The sequence below is a fragment of the Micrococcaceae bacterium Sec5.8 genome (assembly GCA_039636775.1).
GTDB lineage: Bacteria > Actinomycetota > Actinomycetes > Actinomycetales > Micrococcaceae > Arthrobacter.
In genome coordinates this window covers 1,024,055-1,039,414 of record CP143429.1, presented here as the reverse complement: position 1 = coordinate 1,039,414, position 15,360 = coordinate 1,024,055, and the positions used below count along the sequence as shown (strand labels likewise).

General features: G+C 68.4%; 13 protein-coding genes. 5 read left to right on the top strand and 8 right to left on the bottom strand.

Translation table 11 applies throughout. The annotated features are described in order from the left end of the window. Window positions 1-54: 54 nt before the first annotated feature. The 4 genes from VUN84_04795 to VUN84_04780 form a co-directional block, all read right to left on the bottom strand. On the bottom strand, window positions 55-1,281 hold the full coding sequence (locus VUN84_04795; protein ID XAS64995.1) for an Ig-like domain-containing protein: 1,227 nt from the start codon (window positions 1,279-1,281) through the stop codon (window positions 55-57). 131 nt (window positions 1,282-1,412) lie between these two features. Beyond that, on the bottom strand, window positions 1,413-2,891 hold the full coding sequence (ahcY, locus tag VUN84_04790) for an adenosylhomocysteinase (GenBank protein XAS64994.1): 1,479 nt from the start codon (window positions 2,889-2,891) through the stop codon (window positions 1,413-1,415). A 119-nt stretch (window positions 2,892-3,010) separates the two neighbouring features. Continuing rightward, window positions 3,011-3,256 (bottom strand): Trm112 family protein, encoded by a 246-nt coding sequence (locus VUN84_04785; GenBank protein ID XAS64993.1) that lies wholly within the window; start codon window positions 3,254-3,256, stop codon window positions 3,011-3,013. A gap of 81 nt (window positions 3,257-3,337) precedes the next feature. Beyond that, on the bottom strand, window positions 3,338-3,727 hold the full coding sequence (locus VUN84_04780; protein XAS64992.1) for a DUF3499 domain-containing protein: 390 nt from the start codon (window positions 3,725-3,727) through the stop codon (window positions 3,338-3,340). A 106-nt stretch (window positions 3,728-3,833) separates the two neighbouring features. Between VUN84_04780 and VUN84_04775 the strand changes: the two genes are divergently transcribed. After that, a complete protein-coding gene (locus VUN84_04775; GenBank protein ID XAS64991.1) occupies window positions 3,834-4,367 on the top strand; it encodes a metallopeptidase family protein in 534 nt (177 codons plus the stop codon). A gap of 15 nt (window positions 4,368-4,382) precedes the next feature. On the opposite strand, the gene VUN84_04770 is transcribed toward VUN84_04775, so the two are convergent. From VUN84_04770 to VUN84_04760, 3 genes are read right to left on the bottom strand one after another with little or no spacing between them, the layout of a single operon-like run. Then, window positions 4,383-6,098, bottom strand: a complete 1,716-nt coding sequence (locus VUN84_04770) for a DUF5719 family protein (GenBank protein XAS64990.1) — start codon at window positions 6,096-6,098, stop codon at window positions 4,383-4,385. Further along, window positions 6,091-9,537 carry a glycosyltransferase gene (locus tag VUN84_04765; protein XAS64989.1) on the bottom strand — a complete coding sequence of 1,149 codons (3,447 nt, stop codon included), beginning with the start codon at window positions 9,535-9,537 and terminating at the stop codon, window positions 6,091-6,093. Before VUN84_04765 ends, VUN84_04770 begins: the two co-directional genes overlap by 8 nt. A 29-nt stretch (window positions 9,538-9,566) precedes the next feature. Beyond that, window positions 9,567-10,109, bottom strand: coding sequence for a WhiB family transcriptional regulator (locus VUN84_04760; protein XAS64988.1), 543 nt, complete (start codon window positions 10,107-10,109; stop codon window positions 9,567-9,569). 348 nt (window positions 10,110-10,457) lie between these two features. Here VUN84_04760 and VUN84_04755 point away from each other — a divergent pair, with 348 nt between their 5' ends. Then, window positions 10,458-11,165: a TIGR03089 family protein gene (locus VUN84_04755; GenBank protein XAS64987.1), complete on the top strand. Its 708-nt coding sequence runs from the start codon at window positions 10,458-10,460 to the stop codon at window positions 11,163-11,165. A gap of 9 nt (window positions 11,166-11,174) precedes the next feature. On the opposite strand, the gene VUN84_04750 is transcribed toward VUN84_04755, so the two are convergent. Continuing rightward, window positions 11,175-11,738 carry a GtrA family protein gene (locus tag VUN84_04750; protein ID XAS64986.1) on the bottom strand — a complete coding sequence of 188 codons (564 nt, stop codon included), beginning with the start codon at window positions 11,736-11,738 and terminating at the stop codon, window positions 11,175-11,177. A 199-nt stretch (window positions 11,739-11,937) separates the two neighbouring features. On the opposite strand from VUN84_04750, the gene VUN84_04745 reads away from it, so the two are divergent. The 3 genes from VUN84_04745 (at window position 11,938) to VUN84_04735 (ending at window position 15,351) form a co-directional block, all read left to right on the top strand. Next, a complete protein-coding gene (locus VUN84_04745) occupies window positions 11,938-13,086 on the top strand; it encodes a 5-(carboxyamino)imidazole ribonucleotide synthase (GenBank protein XAS65755.1) in 1,149 nt (382 codons plus the stop codon). Window positions 13,087-13,172: 86 nt separating this feature from the next. Beyond that, the gene (gene purE / locus VUN84_04740; GenBank protein ID XAS65754.1) at window positions 13,173-13,697 is read left to right on the top strand and encodes a 5-(carboxyamino)imidazole ribonucleotide mutase; all 525 of its coding nucleotides are present in this window, start codon (window positions 13,173-13,175) and stop codon (window positions 13,695-13,697) included. Between the two features lie 10 nt (window positions 13,698-13,707). After that, window positions 13,708-15,351 carry an LCP family protein gene (locus tag VUN84_04735; GenBank protein ID XAS64985.1) on the top strand — a complete coding sequence of 548 codons (1,644 nt, stop codon included), beginning with the start codon at window positions 13,708-13,710 and terminating at the stop codon, window positions 15,349-15,351. Window positions 15,352-15,360 lie beyond the last annotated feature (9 nt).

Below are 15,360 nucleotides of genomic sequence, written 5' to 3'. Positions count from 1 at the left end.
TGTCCCCCAAGGAAATACCGTCAGCCGTCCGCGGAGTCCTCCGCGAACCGGAGCTTAATTGGCGTACTGCGCCCACGGGATGTTCCAGTCCCCGTAACCGTCGTCGACGGCGGCGAAGTCACCGTCGGTGTTGACCACCTGGACCACGTCACCGGTGGTCATGTTCTCAAAGACCCACTTCGCCCCGTCCGGGCCCAGGCCGATGCAGCCGTGGGAGAGGTTGGCGGCGCCGAGATAGGGCATGGCGGACTCCGTGGCCTGGTGGATGAACTCACCGCTCGGGGTCAACCGCGTCGCGTAGTTAACGTCCAGCTGCCCATAATAGGCCGGGTCGCCCGGTTTGAGACCGATCGTGGATGCATCCATGTGCTCCACCCGATACTTCTCCATGAACACCAGATACCCGCGGGCGGAGGGGAACCGGGTGTCCCCCATGGTCGCGGGCCACTGGCCGGCCTTCTGGTCATTGATGCTGGCCGTGAAAGTATGCGCCGTAGCATCCGCAATACCGACCTTCTTGTCGCCAATGTGGACGGTGACCTTCTTATTGAAGTTACCGATCTGGCCGTTGCCGAGGTCCACTCCGAAAAGCTGCAGGTCCATGGTGATGGTGCTGTTGGCGGCCCAGAAGCTCTCTGGCCGGTACCGGACCATGGTGTTGCTGAACCAGTGGAAGGCACCTGCCTGCCCCGATGTGGAGCTGATTTTGATGGCCTTTTCGACGGCGTCCCGGTTCAGGACCGGCTCGCTGAACGTGATTTGCAGCGGTTGCGCCACCCCCACCTTCATGCCGTCCAGCGGGTAGATGGCGGCGTCGGCTTCGTTGGCAGCGGACACGGTGGTGAACGTCTGCGTCGTGTTGTCCTTGCGGCCTGCCGCGTCCAGCACTGAATAGGTGTAGCTGTAGCGGGTGTTGAACTTCAGCGGTGCACCCGCCGTCCAGCTGGAGCCGTCGGCGCTGAGCGTTCCGTCGACGGCGTCACCGGAAGCACTCGTCAGCGACACGCGGTCGATCCGGCCGTTTTTGACGTTCAGCGTCACGGGCGCGGCCGGGTTGACCTGCTTGGCCTCGTTGGCCGGTGTGGCGTCCAGCTGCGCCGGGGCCACGACCGGAAAAGCGAGTCCCGGCGTCGAGCGTTCCGGGGAGGCGGCCTCGGACGCGAAGGAAGCCGGGGACAATCCGGCGCCCGCTGCGAACACCCCGCCGGCCGCGGCGAGGGCGCAGACCGCTCCCAGCACGGCGAGCTTTCGTCCGGCGCTCCGGCTTATTGGGGTCTTCACAATACTCAGGTCCTTCCAGACGTTACTTTCACAGCATAAGTGACTTCCCGCCGGGGCGGGCGGCCGGCTGCGCCACGAGCCGGGCACGCAGAGGGCTTCGGACGGACGTCCGAAGCCCTCTGGTCAGTTGCCTAGTAGCGGTAGTGGTCCGGCTTGTAAGGCCCGGATACCTCCAGGTCCAGGTAGGCGGCCTGCTCCTTTGAGAGCTCGGTCAGCTCGACGCCGAGGGCGTCGAGGTGAAGCCTGGCGACCTTCTCGTCGAGAACCTTGGGCAGCACGTAGACCTGCTTGCCGTATTCCCGTTCACCTTCGGGCTGGTCGCGCTTGGTGAAGAGCTCAATCTGCGCAATCGTCTGGTTCGCGAAGGAATTGCTCATTACGAACGATGGGTGTCCGGTGGCGTTGCCGAGGTTCAGCAGCCGGCCTTCGGACAGGACGATGATGGAACGCTCTTCTGCGGTCCCGGCATCCAGGACCCATTCGTGCACCTGGGGCTTGATCTCGACCTTCTTGATGCCCGGGATTCTGGCCAGGCCGGCCATGTCGATCTCATTGTCGAAGTGGCCGATATTGCCCACAATCGCTTTGTCCCGCATCCCGGCCATGTGCTCGGCCATGATGACGTCCTTGTTGCCCGTCGTGGTGATGAAGATGTGGCCCTCGGCCAGGACGGATTCGAGCTTGGCCACCTGATAGCCATCCATTGCTGCCTGAAGCGCGCAGATGGGATCAATTTCGGTGACGATCACGCGGGAGCCCTGGCCGCGGAAGGCTTCGGCCGCACCCTTGCCGACGTCGCCGTAGCCGCAGACAACGGCAACCTTGCCGCCCATCAGGACATCGGTGGCGCGGTTGATGCCATCGGGCAGCGAGTGGCGGATGCCGTACTTATTGTCGAACTTGCTCTTGGTGACGGAGTCGTTGACGTTGATGGCGGGGAACAGCAGCTTGCCCTGTTCCGCGAGCTGGTAGAGGCGGTGCACACCGGTGGTGGTTTCCTCCGTGACGCCCAGCAGGCGCGAGCCGATCCGGGTCCACTTTTTCGGGTCCGCCTCCAGCGAGGCGCGCAGCACCTCGAGGAAGACCCGGCCTTCCTCGGATTCGTCGTCGGTGGTGGCCGGGACGGCGCCCAGGGCCTCGAAATCGGCGCCCTTGTGGACCAGCATGGTGGCGTCGCCGCCGTCGTCGAGAATCATGTTCGGGCCCAGATCCGGGTTGCTGTCCGCACCCGGCCAGGTCAGGATCTGCTCGGCCGTCCACCAGTACTCCTCCAGCGTCTCGCCCTTCCAGGCAAAGACGGGCACACCCTGCGGGTCCTCGGCAGTTCCCGTGCCGACCACCATTGCGGCGGCGGCCTCGTCCTGGGTGGAGAAGATGTTGCAGGAAGCCCAGCGGACCTCAGCGCCGAGTGCGGTGAGCGTCTCGATCAGGACGGCGGTCTGCACTGTCATGTGCAGGGACCCGGCGATCCGGGCACCCTTGAGGGGCTGGCTGGCGCCGAACTCCTCGCGCAGGGACATCAGGCCGGGCATTTCATGCTCGGCGAGGCGGATCTGGTGTCGGCCTGCCTCGGCGAGGGAGATGTCCGCAATCTTGTAATCGAAAGTCATATGAATCCTTTGTTGTGGCCGGCGGCCAGATCGCGGACCTGGTCGCCTGTGTCATCGGAGGACGTGCTGGGCGGGGCTGGAAGTACTTCGGTGCCGAACGGAGAAACGATGGGCCGGGCTTAGCTACCGGCGGGCGCGCTGCCGTCCGGCCGGCCGCCGTCGTGCTGGGAAGAGGACGCTGCGGCAGCGGCGGGAAGCAGTTCCGGCGGCAGCAGCAGGGGGATGCCGTCCTCGATCGGGTAGCGCAGTTTCTCTCCGGAGGGGCCGGCCGCGGTGGTGAGGTGGTCCTCGCCGTCCTGTTCCAGCGGGGACCCGGTCACCGGGCATCTCAGGACAGACAACAGTTCGGGACTGATCTTCGGCATGGTGAACGCTCCTGGTGGACGCCGCAGCAGGCGCCGGTGGCTTACGGATTTTGCAGTTCCCAGCCTACCGCCAGTTGGTGCCTACGACGGTTCGCGCAGCACCCGCAGGTGCCCCCGGCGGGCGCCCTCGGCCCCGGCCGGAGCCTCCAGGGCGGGGTGGACGCCGCGTTGGCCCTGTCCGGCTTCCGGCGCGCCGGGCCGGTATGCTGCCTCCCGGACCGCGTCGGCAAGGGCGAGGAGGTCATCGGGGCCCGGACCTGTGGTGCTGGCCGGCATGGCCAGCCGAAGCACTTCCCAGCCGCGGGGCACTGTCAGGGATCCGGCATGCTGTTCGCACAAGTCGTAGCAGTGCGGTTCGGCGTAGGTTGCCAGGGGCCCCAGGACGGCGGTGGAGTCGGCATAAACGTACGTCAACGTTGCCACCGCTGAGTTGCGGCAGGCTGACCTTGAACATAGACGAATAGCTCCCACGAGATCACAGACTACTCCCCCGCGTCCGCGGAAGCGGCCCGGCACGCGGGCGGCGGGTCGGGCGGCCTGTGTCGCGTAAACCATTCGCCGGGTTTAGAGTCGAGATATGCAGTCATCGCACCAAGCTCCGGGATTTTCGGTCCGTTTGGCTGAAAACGGCGCCGCAGGTCCCGACGCCGGGTCCCCGGCGTCCGGTTCGGGGCATGCCGGCGCCCGGGGCTTCCGCCAGCGGCGGAGGAACCGGCACGGCCGCGGGCTCCGCGGCGAGATCATGCTGCCGACACTGCCCGGTTACCGCACCCGCTCTGACCGCTTCGATGACTTCGTCCTCGATTCCGCTGAGCGGCTGCACGATATTTGGGGCAAACCGCTGGACGGTGTCCGCTTCGCGGTGGATGAGATCCCGCCGGGGCTGGAGCAGCTTGTGGTGGACCGCGTCCACGCCCCGATGGGCTCCTACTCCCCCGCCACCGCGGACGAGGGCCCGGTGATCACCCTCTACCGCCGGGTCGTGGAACACGCCTGCGGGGGCCGCGACGAACTCCAGGACCTGGTCCATGACGTTGTGGTGGAGTACACCGCCGAGATGCTCGGTGTTCCGCCGGAGTCCCTCGACCCGGTATACCGCCGCCGCTACTAGTACGCCGCGGCCCGGTCAGTAGCCGAGTGTGACCGGGACCTGTTCCTGCCCGGCTGCGCCGGGGGCGATGGCAATTGTTGAGATGTCCTGCCTGCCGTCCTGCTGCAGGAGCACCGCGCCGTACGCGGGATCCCCGGCGGCGGACACCACATAGCCGACGAGCCGGGAGCCTTGGACCTCTGCGGGAACCTTCACGGACGCGGTGGTTCCGCCGGCGATGTCGGCGGATGCGGCCGTGCGGATCTTGCCGTCAGCTGTGACCGGCGCGTAGGAAATCGTGGTCCGCCCCTCGGGAGCACCGAAAACCAGATAGCGGTCACCCTCGCCCGGCACCGGTACGACGTGCTCGCTTCCGAGCCTTGCCGCGGCCGCGGACCAGGCGAAATCGGTGGGGTCCTCGGCCTTGAGGCCGCGGGTGGCGCGGGCCGCCGCCGTGAACGAAACGTCCGAGCTGATGGCCACCGTGTACGGCCCGGCCGGCACGCCGGCGAGCGGGACCTCGGTGACGGATCCAGCTTTTGCTGTCACGACCCCGCCGGCGGGCAGCGCCTTCTGACCATCCCGTCCAAACAGCTTGATCGCCACGACGGCGTCCACTGACCCCGGGACCGTAATCTGCAGGGCCGGTCCGGCATCTGCGAAGCCGGACGTTCCCGTGAGGGCGGCCACCGCGGCACCGTCCTGGATGTCGACGCCGGGAACCACCTGGCGCAGCGCCGGGGCGGCGGCAGGGGTGATGAACTCTACGCCGCCGGCCGTCAACCCGCGCAGCACACTTTGCTGGATGAGCGCAGCGACCGGACCGCCTGCGCTGCGCACCCGCACGCTCAGCCGTTCCTCCCCGGGGGCGAGGCCGGCCAGAATGATGGAGCGGGTGGTGCCCGGGGCGACGAGGAGCCCACGGCTGCCCGGGGCCTGAATGGTGCCCTTGGCTCCGAAGAGGTCGAGGCTGACAGTGGCCGGACTGCTGGAGGCGTTGCTGAGGTTCAGCACCGCTGTCCGGCCCAGCGCCGTAGCGGCCCCCACCAGCCAGAGGTCGTTCGCCGGCTGCTGGCAGGCGGCGGCCGCGGCCCCCCGGAGGTCACCGTCCTCGGCGGTGTAGCGCAAAACGGCTCCCGCGGAAGGCTGCCGTCCGCCCTGGACGTCGGCACTCAGGACGCTGGCGGCATCGACACTGCGCTGGGGAAGGACCCCGGCAAGCTGCACGGCGTTTGCCGGGGTGGGTGTCGCCGGCGCCGGGGTCCCTGACGCGGTCGCGGCTTTAGCCAGTTCAACCACGGTGCTGCCGGACAGTGAGGCGAGCCGGCTGCCGGGCAGGGTCCCGGCGGCGGAGGCCAGTACCAGGGCATCGACGCTGGTCCTGGCACTGGCGGACTCGGCGCTGAACTGTGGATCGGTGCCGGCGGCTGCTCCGTCGAGGAGCCGCGCCGGTCCGGGGCAGATACCCACACTGCTGCCGGCCGGAACGGCCGCGAGCGGGGCGGCGAGGGCTCTGCTGCTGCCGGGACCTTGCGGGCTGAGCGCGGCAGCGGAGACGAGTCCGCCGCCGGCCGCCAGGAGGGCGACTGCTGCCAGCCCCCCGCCCAGCCGCTGCGCGCGCCGCTTCGTGCTCCAGCGGGACCGGAACGGCGCACGCGCTGAGCTCCCGGGGCGGTGAGCGCTGCCGGCGTCGTCCAAGGGATTCTCCGGGGCGTCCGGGGAGGAATTCGCGGGGTTGTGGTCCCTAGGCATCAGAGTGTTCCTTACGCAGGGAGCCTTCGTCCCTCGACAGGCCGGAATTCGGCCGGCGGGCAGGCATGGGGAGGGCAAGCAGGATGGTCAGGCCAATGATGACGGCTTGGGCAACACCGATCCAAAGGGCCCAATGGGCCTCGTACCTGATGGTGAGCTGGCCGCCCTGCGCGGGCAAAGTGAAAGCCTGCGCCCAGCCGGACGTGGTGGAGGTGAGGCGCCGGCCCCCGAGCCAGGCGCTCCAGCCCGGATCGGCGCGTTCCGCCAGCACCACAAGCCGTCCCTCCGGTCCGGAGGGCACCGCGGCGTCTGCTGACACCGGCCCGGAAGGAATCAACCCGAGGGTGGCACCCGCGCCGTCGACGATCCGCACGCGGTGCGCCACGTCGGCCGCCTGAATCACCGGCTGGTTGAGCGGGCTGATCCGCCAGAGCCAGCCGACGTCGGTCTTGCCCACGGCGACGAGGCCAGGAACGGCGTCCATCCTGCTGGCAGTCAGCTGGGCCGCGGCATCGGCGGCCCGAAGGACCACGAAGCCGACGCCAAGCCGCTCCAGCTCCTGGCGTGGATCGACGCCCTGGCCAGCCACGACGGTGGCGACAACGCTGCGGACGGAGGCGACGACGGGATCGTCGACCCGGACAGTCTCCTGGCCCGGCGCCCCAAGAATGGGGCGGGCGGCGGCGATGGTGGACAGTGCATCAAGGGTTGTTCCGGCGCCCCGCATGAGCGCGGCGTCGAACGTGCCGTCCTCGCGAGTGGAAATAATCAGGGTGCGGGCCTGTTCCGGTCCTTGACCGCGGTCGATGGCCGTGGCTGGCAGGGATCGGGTGCCGGCGGGCTGCACCAGACGCCGGGCGCCCAGGGACCCCGTGCCGGCACCCGCCGGGTCGGCTCCCGCCGGGCCGGCAGCGGCGGCCGCCGGATCCGCAGCCGGTGCTGCAGCCGCAGTTCCGGGGGGCATCCCCTCCGACTGCGGCTGGACGTTTTGCGCGGCCCACACCGTGAGGCCGGCCACCGGGCCGGCCAGCAGGAGGATCATGGCCGTTACAGCGGTGGCGCGGACCAGAACCCTGCGGCCCAGCGCCGCTGAGGAAGCGCGGTCGGCGGCGTCCAGCAGGCCCGTGGCACCGGCCAGTGAGGCTGCCAGGAGGGCGAACGCGGCGGCGGACACGGCAGGACCGGTAAAGGGGGTCACCAGGTCGGTGGCATTTGCTCCGGTGGCCACCTGGCTGCTGAGCCAACCGCCGGCCAGAATCAGCAGTGCCGCGGCCCAGAGGGCGCGGGCAATCCGGGCCGGATGGCCCGGGAGGAACAGCGCGCCCGCGGCCAGGAACAACACCGGCAGGCCAATCAGCAGTGCCAGCAGGAGCGCCCAGGGAACAGCGGAGCCCGCACCGAACAGGGAGAGGCCGGTGAGGCCGCCGTCGGCAGCGAAGCGCAAGGGTTGGCCGAGAACCTGCTGCCACAGCGGAGCGGCGTCGAAGCCCAGAGGCAGTCCGGGGTCCCCGAGCAGGGCCCGTGGCCGGTCAAGGGTGGAGAGAAGGAACGGCACAAACAAGGCCAGACTGGGCAACAGCGCCCACCAGACGGTCCGTCCGCGGCGGCCCAGAAGCGTGCCGCACAGTGCCACGAGCATCACGCCGGGGATCAGCAGCGAGGGTGCGGCTGCGGTAACGACCGCCAGGGCCAGGCCGGCGGCCGCGGCTGCGGTCCAGGACGGTGTGCCGTTGACGCCGGGTTTGGCAGGGGGAAGTTCGGTGTACCGGCGGTCCCCGGGCGCCGGCACGGCGAAGCGGCCGCGTCCCGCGGCGGTGCCGGTGGCCCGCAGCAGGGCGAGCACCAGCAGCGGCATGACGACATGGACCACCAGGGCTCCGATGCGCCCCTGGTTGAGCGCCACCTGAAGAGCCGGGGCACCGGCCCAGACGAGCGCCGCTGCCAGGCGAAGGCGGCGGCGCTGGGTCAGTGCACCGGCGGCGAACCAGGCGCCGAGGGCAGCGAGGGGCATCGCGAGCATGAGCAGCCAGACCAGCGCGCCATTGGCGTTGCCGGCACCGAGCATGCCAAGGATCCACAGGAGGTAGCCGAAGGGGTCGCCCCGGCCGGGCAGCCCCGCGCCGAGGGTTATCCACCAGCCGGAAGCATGGTTCCACATCTCGCTCAGGTGCAGTGAGACGGGAAGCGCCGCTCCGCCGGAGACGGCGTCGGCCCGGAAGAGGTTAAGCAGCCCGATCAGGGAGGCGGCTGCGGTAATGAGCACGGCCAGCAGGGCGCCGTTGCCCACCCAGCCGCGTTCGGAGGTGGTGAGCGTGGCAAAGTCGTCGGCCGCGTCGCCTGTGGGCTGTTCAGCCAGGGGATCGTTCCCGGTCAGGGCCTCGTCCGGGTCGTCCGCCCCGAGGGCTTCCATCAGGGAGCGGCGGTGTGCCCAGACTTCACGCCGCGGGGTCTGCAGGCCCTTGATGACGGATCGTCGGATGCGGCGCGTCCGGGCCGCGTTCCGCCGCCCCCGGATGACGGCGGCAGGGCGCCCAAGGGCGGCAAAGGTCGCCAGCAGTTGCGAGAAACCATGGCCCGGGTCCTTGACGGCGATACTGAGGACCAGTTTGAAGATGCTGCCCAGCAAGGCGCCGGCAGCATGCAGCGGAACTTTCCACAAGGGGGCGTGCTTGAGCCGCAGGTACACCTGCGCCTTGCGGGCCGCTGTCGCGTTCCCGAGGGCGTGCGGGCGGCGGGCGACGTGGAACATCCTGGCGGTGGGGACCACCACCACCCGGTGTCCGGCGAGCCGGTTGCGCCAGCAGAAGTCGACGTCGTCGCCGCTTCCGGGCAGGGCCGGGTCGAAGCCGCGCAGGGAATCCCAGACGTCCCGGCGGACCAGCATGCCGGCGGAGTTGACGGCGAAGGTGTCGCTGCGGCCGTCGTATTGTCCCTGGTCGAGTTCGTCAGCCTCGATCAGAGTCAGCCGTTCGGCCCAGCGGCTCGTGGAGAGCCCGACGTCGATCAGGCGGCGCTCGGAGTGCCAGTCCACTTGCTTGCAGCCGGCTACCGTGACAGAAGGTGCACGTTCCACGGCCCGGAGCAGTTCGGCGAGGGCTTCGGGAGCCGGGGCCGCGTCGTCGTGCAGCAGCCAGATCCACTCGCCGGAGACACCAGCGGTCGTGCCGTCGGATGAGCCGCCGCCGGACGGTTCGCCGCCGGATGAGCCGCCGTTGCGGGCAGCGAGCGCGTCGAGGCCTGCCTGTACGGCGCCGCCCATGCCGCTGCGGGCCTGGTCGAAAACCGTGACATTGGCTGTGCCGAACGCCTGTTCAAGAAGGGCAGCGGAATGGTCACGGGAACCGGTGTCAACCCCGATGCAGTTCTCAGCTGGGCGGGTTTGAGCCGCCAGCGCCGCGAGGGTCCTGGGGAGAAAGTCACCGCCGTCGTGTGAGACCACGACGGCGGTGACTTGTACTACCTGAAGAATTAGATCGCTCGCTTCCTAAGCCGGCGCCGCTCGCGCTCGGAGAGGCCACCCCAGATGCCGAAACGCTCGTCGTTGGACAAGGCGTATTCAAGGCACTGGGAGCGGACGTTGCACGCCCCGCAGACTTTCTTGGCGTCGCGCGTTGAGCCGCCCTTTTCCGGGAAGAAGGCCTCGGGGTCGGTCTGTGCGCACAGCGCATCCGTCTGCCAGCCGAGCTCGCCTTCGTCGTCGAAGTCCTGCTGGGATGGCAATCCGATCCACACCGGCTGCGCGGTGGTGCCGGCATGGAGGGTCTGAAGCTCCATGGGCGGATCGTTGGGATCGTTGTCCTGGTCCGGCCCGGACAGAAGTTCGTCGTGGGCTGCGAGGAAGGCGGTTGCCTGGTCCTGCAGCGAGTCCTTCGTGTGTTCGTTGTAGCGGTCCGCTGCGCCCGGATCTGCCGGATCGACGTACCAGTCGCTCGGCACTCCGCGTGAACGGTACTTGGCCGTGGCCTGTCCAGCAACGACGGCCTCTTCATGGATACGCTCTGCTAGCCCCATTGGCGTTCCTCCCTGATTTTTTGCAGCCCTTGCCTGACCCGGGACACTCGGTTGAGCGCCGGTCTCCGCGCATTGACCCTTCGATGCCTAATTACACTCGTGTAAGTATCCGCGAGTCAAGCTGCGGTGGGAATACTAATCACTGACGGACCTAAAGTCCGGCACGCCACGCCCGGGAATTTCCTGCGACACTCCGGAAAATGAGCGGAAAAATCAGGATACTGAGCACCTGAAGAAATTTTTGCCGATATTCCGCGGAAGTTTCCGTCGCGGCAACACGCCGGAGGTCTGCCTGCCGGGAGCGCTATGACGGAGATCACACGGCAGTGACCGTGGCAGGATGAACGCATGAACATCCCGGCATTCGAACTGATGACAGCCCTGCGGTCCGGCCAGTCGACCTCCCCCCGGCTCACCTGGTACGGCCCTGACGCCGAGCGGGTTGAACTCTCCGGCCGGGTCCTGGACAACTGGGTGGCGAAGACCAGCAACCTGCTGCAGGACGAACTCGACGCCGAGCCCGGGACGCGGTTGCGGCTGGATCTGCCGGCACACTGGAAGTCGGTCATCCTCGCCCTCGCCGCCTGGCAGCTCGGCATGGAGGTCGTCTTTGAGGACGCCGCCGACGCCGATCTGCTGGCCACCGCAGACCCTGGCCCCGCAGCGGCGCTGGGCGCGTTCGACGCCGTCGTGGCAGTGGCGCTGCCGGCGCTGGCGATGCGGTGGCCTGGCGGGCTGCCCACCGGCGTCGTGGATTACGCGGCTGAAGTGCGCTCCCACGGCGACGTCTTCATGCCGCACGTGGACCCGGAGGCGTCCCGGCGCGCCGTCCACACGGCCGGCGGAACGGACGTCACCCACGGCCGGCTGCTCGATGGCTTCGCGGCGGACCATGAGGACGGCGTGCGGCTGCTGGTACCCGCCGGGAATGGCCTTGAATCCGCCCTGGCCCAGGCGCTGGGCGCCTGGAAAGCCGACGGGTCTGTTGTGCTGGTGCACCCCGAGGTTGCGGTGACAGAGAAGCTGCTCGCCGATGAGCGCGTCAGCCCCAGCTGAACCCTGCGGTCAGGCCGGCGGGCCGGGCCGCTCCGATTCCTGGCCGGCGCGGCTTGGGACGACGGGGCCCTGGTGGGACTGCGGGTGCCGGTCGATGATCTCGTGGTCGTGGGAGAACTCCGGCTCTTCGTCGAGTTCCTTGTTGAAAACCAGGAAGCGGTAAGCGAAGAAACGCACCACTGTGGCGACAAGGATGCCGACGATTCCGGCGGCGAACAGCATGTTCTTGTCCGTCACGCCGAAGCTGTACTTGGCCAGCGCGGTGAACCCGGTGGAGATGCCGATGCCGATGCCGTTGATCAGGATGAACATCCCGAATTCGCGGAGCACGTTGTCCTGGCGGCGGTGGCGGAACGTCCAGAAGCGGTTGGCAATCCAGGAGAAGATGGTGGCGATGGTGGCGCCGACGAAGCGGGCTTTGGCCTCGCTGTCGGTCATCGGCCCGTGCATCAGGTAGTACGTGAGTCCGTTGTCGATGATGAACGCGACACCCCCCACCGCTCCGAATTTGGCCACTTCGCGCCAGAAAAGCGAGGCCAGCCCGCGTAAGCGCTCGGTAAGTGTAGTAATCATGACCCTCCGTGGCCGTCTCGAACATTCGGCCAGTGGGCCAACGGCCCATTTTAGCGCCGATTGCCGGGAGAACGCCCGGCGGGCCGCCCGGAACCCGCACCCGGACGGCCAAAAGCCCGGTTATGGCGAGGTTTTCGGTAGGCTGGGACATGTGACTTTTCCTGTGATCGGCGTGGTTGGCGGCGGCCAACTCGCCCGAATGATGGCCCCCGCAGCCACTGCCCTGGGCTTTGAGCTGCGCGTTCTTGCCGAAGCTGAGGACGTCTCAGCGGTGTCCGCCGTGGCCCACGCACCGGTCGGTGATTACACCGATCTGGACCATCTTCTGGAGTTCTCCCGCGGCCTGGATGTCCTGACCTTCGACCACGAGCACGTGCCCACGGAACACCTCCGGGCGCTGCAGCGGGCCGGCGTCAACGTCCACCCGGGGCCGGACGCGCTGGTCAACGCCCAGGACAAGCTCGTGATGCGCGCCGCCATCGACAGGCTGGAACTGCCCAATCCGCGCTGGGCCGCCGTCGACGACGTCGCCGCACTGATCGCGTTCGGCGACGACACCGGCTGGCCCGTCGTCCTGAAAACCCCGCGCGGCGGCTACGACGGCAAGGGCGTGCGGATCGTGGACTCCGCGGCCGACGCCGCCCGCACGGCGGACTGGTTCGAAACGATGTCGCCGCTGCTCGCGGAGGCCAAGGTTGAATTCAGCCGCGAACTTTCGGCGCTGGTCGCCCGGACCCCGGATGGTGAAGCCCGGGCCTGGCCCGTGGTGCATACAATCCAGGTCGACGGTGTCTGTGACGAAGTCATCGCCCCCGCCTTGGACATTGCGCTGGAGGTCGCCGCGGCGGCGGAGAACGCCGCCCTGCGGATCGCCGGCGAACTCGGCGTCACCGGCGTCATGGCGGTGGAGCTCTTCGAGACCCCCGGCGTCGGCGCCGGATTCCTGATCAATGAACTGGCCATGCGGCCGCACAACACCGGCCACTGGACCCAGGACGGATCGGTGACCAGCCAGTTCGAACAGCATCTTCGGGCGGTCCTGAACCTGCCGCTGGGCGCCACCGACCTGCTGGCGCCCGTCGTCGTGATGAAGAACTTCCTGGGCGGGTCCAACCAGAACCTCTTTTCCGCCTACCCGGCGGCCCTCGCCAGCGAACCCGCAGCGAAGGTCCACTGCTACGGCAAGGCGGTCCGTCCGGGCCGCAAAATCGGCCACGTCAACCTCGTCGGCGGATCTGTCACCGACGTCGACGACGTGCGCGAACGCGCCGCCACGGTCGCCAACATCATCCGCAACGGAACGGCCCAGTCCCGTGCCGCAGCGGGAGTCCACGAGGAGAACGCATGAGCACCCGCAGCACACCCCCGCCTACGGACGGCCCGTTCCCGGCAGCGGCGGACTCCGGCGCCGCGATTCCCCTCGTCGGACTCGTGATGGGCTCCGACTCGGACTGGCCGGTGATGGAGGCCGCGGCCGAGGCCCTGGCCGAGTTCGGCATCCCCTTCGAGGCCGACGTCGTCTCCGCCCACCGGATGCCGCTGGAAATGATCCGGTATGGCCAAAGCGCGCATGAACGCGGCCTGCGCGTTGTGATCGCCGGCGCCGGCGGCGCCGCCCACCTGCCGGGGATGCTCGCCTCCGTCACGCCGCTGCCGGTCATCGGTGTCCCGGTGCCGCTGAAGACGCTCGACGGGATGGACTCCCTGCTTTCCATCGTCCAGATGCCCGCCGGAGTACCGGTCGCGACCGTTTCCATCGGCGGAGCCCGGAACGCCGGCCTCCTGGCGGTGCGGATGTTGGCCGCCGGCACAGACCCGTTGGCGTCCCGGCTCCGCGCCGAACTGGTGGAATTCGCGCAGGAGCTCAACATCGTCGCTACCCGGAAAGGCGCGACCCTGCGGCAGAAGGTGAGCGAAGTGTTCGCCGACGCAAACGTCGTCAGCCGGAGCGGCCGCTAAGGATTTTTCTATGACCGACAGCTACGCCTCATCCCGTCAGAGGACGCCGCGGAACGCGGCAACCTTCGGGTCCCGCACCGATCCCGTCCGCCACCCCGCAGGGGCGGCGGCACCGGTCCTGACCAAACGCGCCTTCCTGCTGGTCCTGATGACACTGCTGGTGCCCGGGAGTGCTCAAATTGTCGCCGGCAACAGAAGACTCGGACGGACAGCGCTGCGTGTCACTCTCACCGTCTGGCTGCTCGCCATCCTCGCGCTGGCGCTCCTGGTCTGGTCCCGGTCGACACTGATCACGGTGCTGACCAACCGGTATTCCGCGCTGCTGCTGGTCATCGGACTCGTAGCGCTGGCCATCGGCTGGGCCGGGCTCTTCCTGAACACTCTGCGGCTGATCCGGCCGGTGCTGCTGGCACCCGGCGTGCGCCCCGCCGTCGTGCTTGCGCTGGTGTTGGCGATGATCCTCAGCAGCGGTTCCCTGGGCTATGCGGCCTATCTGCTGAACGTCAGCCGCGACGCCATTGGCAACATCTTTTCCTCCGGACCCTCGATGGAACCCTCGGAGGGCCGGTACAACTTCCTGATGATGGGCGGGGACGCCGGAGCGGACCGCACCGGACGCCGCCCGGACAGCCTCTCGGTGATCAGTGTGGATGCCAAAACGGGCCAAACGGCCATCATTTCGGTGCCCCGGAACCTGCAGAACGCGCAGTTCAGCAAGGACTCACCGATGCGCAAGATCTACCCCCACGGCTACGACTGCGGCGATGAATGCCTCATCAACGCCATCAACACCGAGGTCACCAACGAGCACACGGACCTCTACCCCGGAGTGGAGGACCCCGGTGCGCAGGCCACCCTGGAGGCCGTGTCCGGAACCCTGGGCATCAAGGTCCAGGCCTATGTCCTCGTGGACATGGACGGCTTTGCCAAGCTCATCGATGCCATGGGCGGCATCAGGATCAAGGCCGGCGGCTGGGTCCCCATCAGCGGCGAAACCATCGACGAAGCCAACGGAATCCACGGCATGCCGCTGGGCTGGATTCCGGCCGGCGACAACACGCTGGACGGCTACCACGCCCTCTGGTACGGCCGCTCGCGTGAATTCGTCGACGACTACGCCCGCATCGCCCGCCAGCAATGTGTCCAGCAGGCCATGCTCAAGCAGTTGGATCCGGCAACGCTCCTGACCAAGTTCGAGGACATCGCCAAGGCCGGCACCAAGGTAGTCGACTCCAACATCTCCGCGGACCAGCTGGGCAGTTTCGTGGACCTGGCCATGAAAGCCAAGGGCCAGGAAGCGAAGCGGCTGACCATCGGCCCGCCCGACTTTGACGCTTCCTTCTCCACGGTCCCGGACTTCACCCTGATCCGCCGGAAGGTCGATGCCCTCCTCGGCCCCGCCCCTGCGGCCGGACAGGCGGAGGACACCATCGGCCCGCAGGACCCGGCGCCCTCTCACCTGTCGGCAGCCGGCGGGTTGCCGGCCGCCGTCCCCGGAACGCAGCCCGCGCCGTCGTCGGATTTCACCCCGGTGACCACCACGCCGGACGGCGAGCCGATCACCGAGGAGATGCTGAACCAGTTCAAGCTCGACGGTGACGAACAGTCCATCCGCAATCTGGTCGCCACCAACGGCCAGTGCGCACCGCTCTAGCCCGGCCGA

Bases quoted from the DNA above. Each gene is read 5' to 3' on its own strand.
- VUN84_04775 (XAS64991.1), top strand. From the start codon at position 3,834: ATGCAGTCATCGCACCAAGCTCCGGGATTTTCGGTCCGTTTGGCTGAA.
- VUN84_04755 (XAS64987.1), top strand. From the start codon at position 10,458: ATGAACATCCCGGCATTCGAACTGATGACAGCCCTGCGGTCCGGCCAG.
- VUN84_04770 (XAS64990.1), bottom strand. From the start codon at position 6,098: ATGCCTAGGGACCACAACCCCGCGAATTCCTCCCCGGACGCCCCGGAG.
- ahcY (XAS64994.1), bottom strand. From the start codon at position 2,891: ATGACTTTCGATTACAAGATTGCGGACATCTCCCTCGCCGAGGCAGGC.
- VUN84_04785 (XAS64993.1), bottom strand. From the start codon at position 3,256: ATGCCGAAGATCAGTCCCGAACTGTTGTCTGTCCTGAGATGCCCGGTG.
- VUN84_04745 (XAS65755.1), top strand. From the start codon at position 11,938: ATGATGGCCCCCGCAGCCACTGCCCTGGGCTTTGAGCTGCGCGTTCTT.
- purE (XAS65754.1), top strand. From the start codon at position 13,173: ATGGGCTCCGACTCGGACTGGCCGGTGATGGAGGCCGCGGCCGAGGCC.
- VUN84_04735 (XAS64985.1), top strand. From the start codon at position 13,708: ATGACCGACAGCTACGCCTCATCCCGTCAGAGGACGCCGCGGAACGCG.
- VUN84_04750 (XAS64986.1), bottom strand. From the start codon at position 11,738: ATGATTACTACACTTACCGAGCGCTTACGCGGGCTGGCCTCGCTTTTC.
- VUN84_04760 (XAS64988.1), bottom strand. From the start codon at position 10,109: ATGGGGCTAGCAGAGCGTATCCATGAAGAGGCCGTCGTTGCTGGACAG.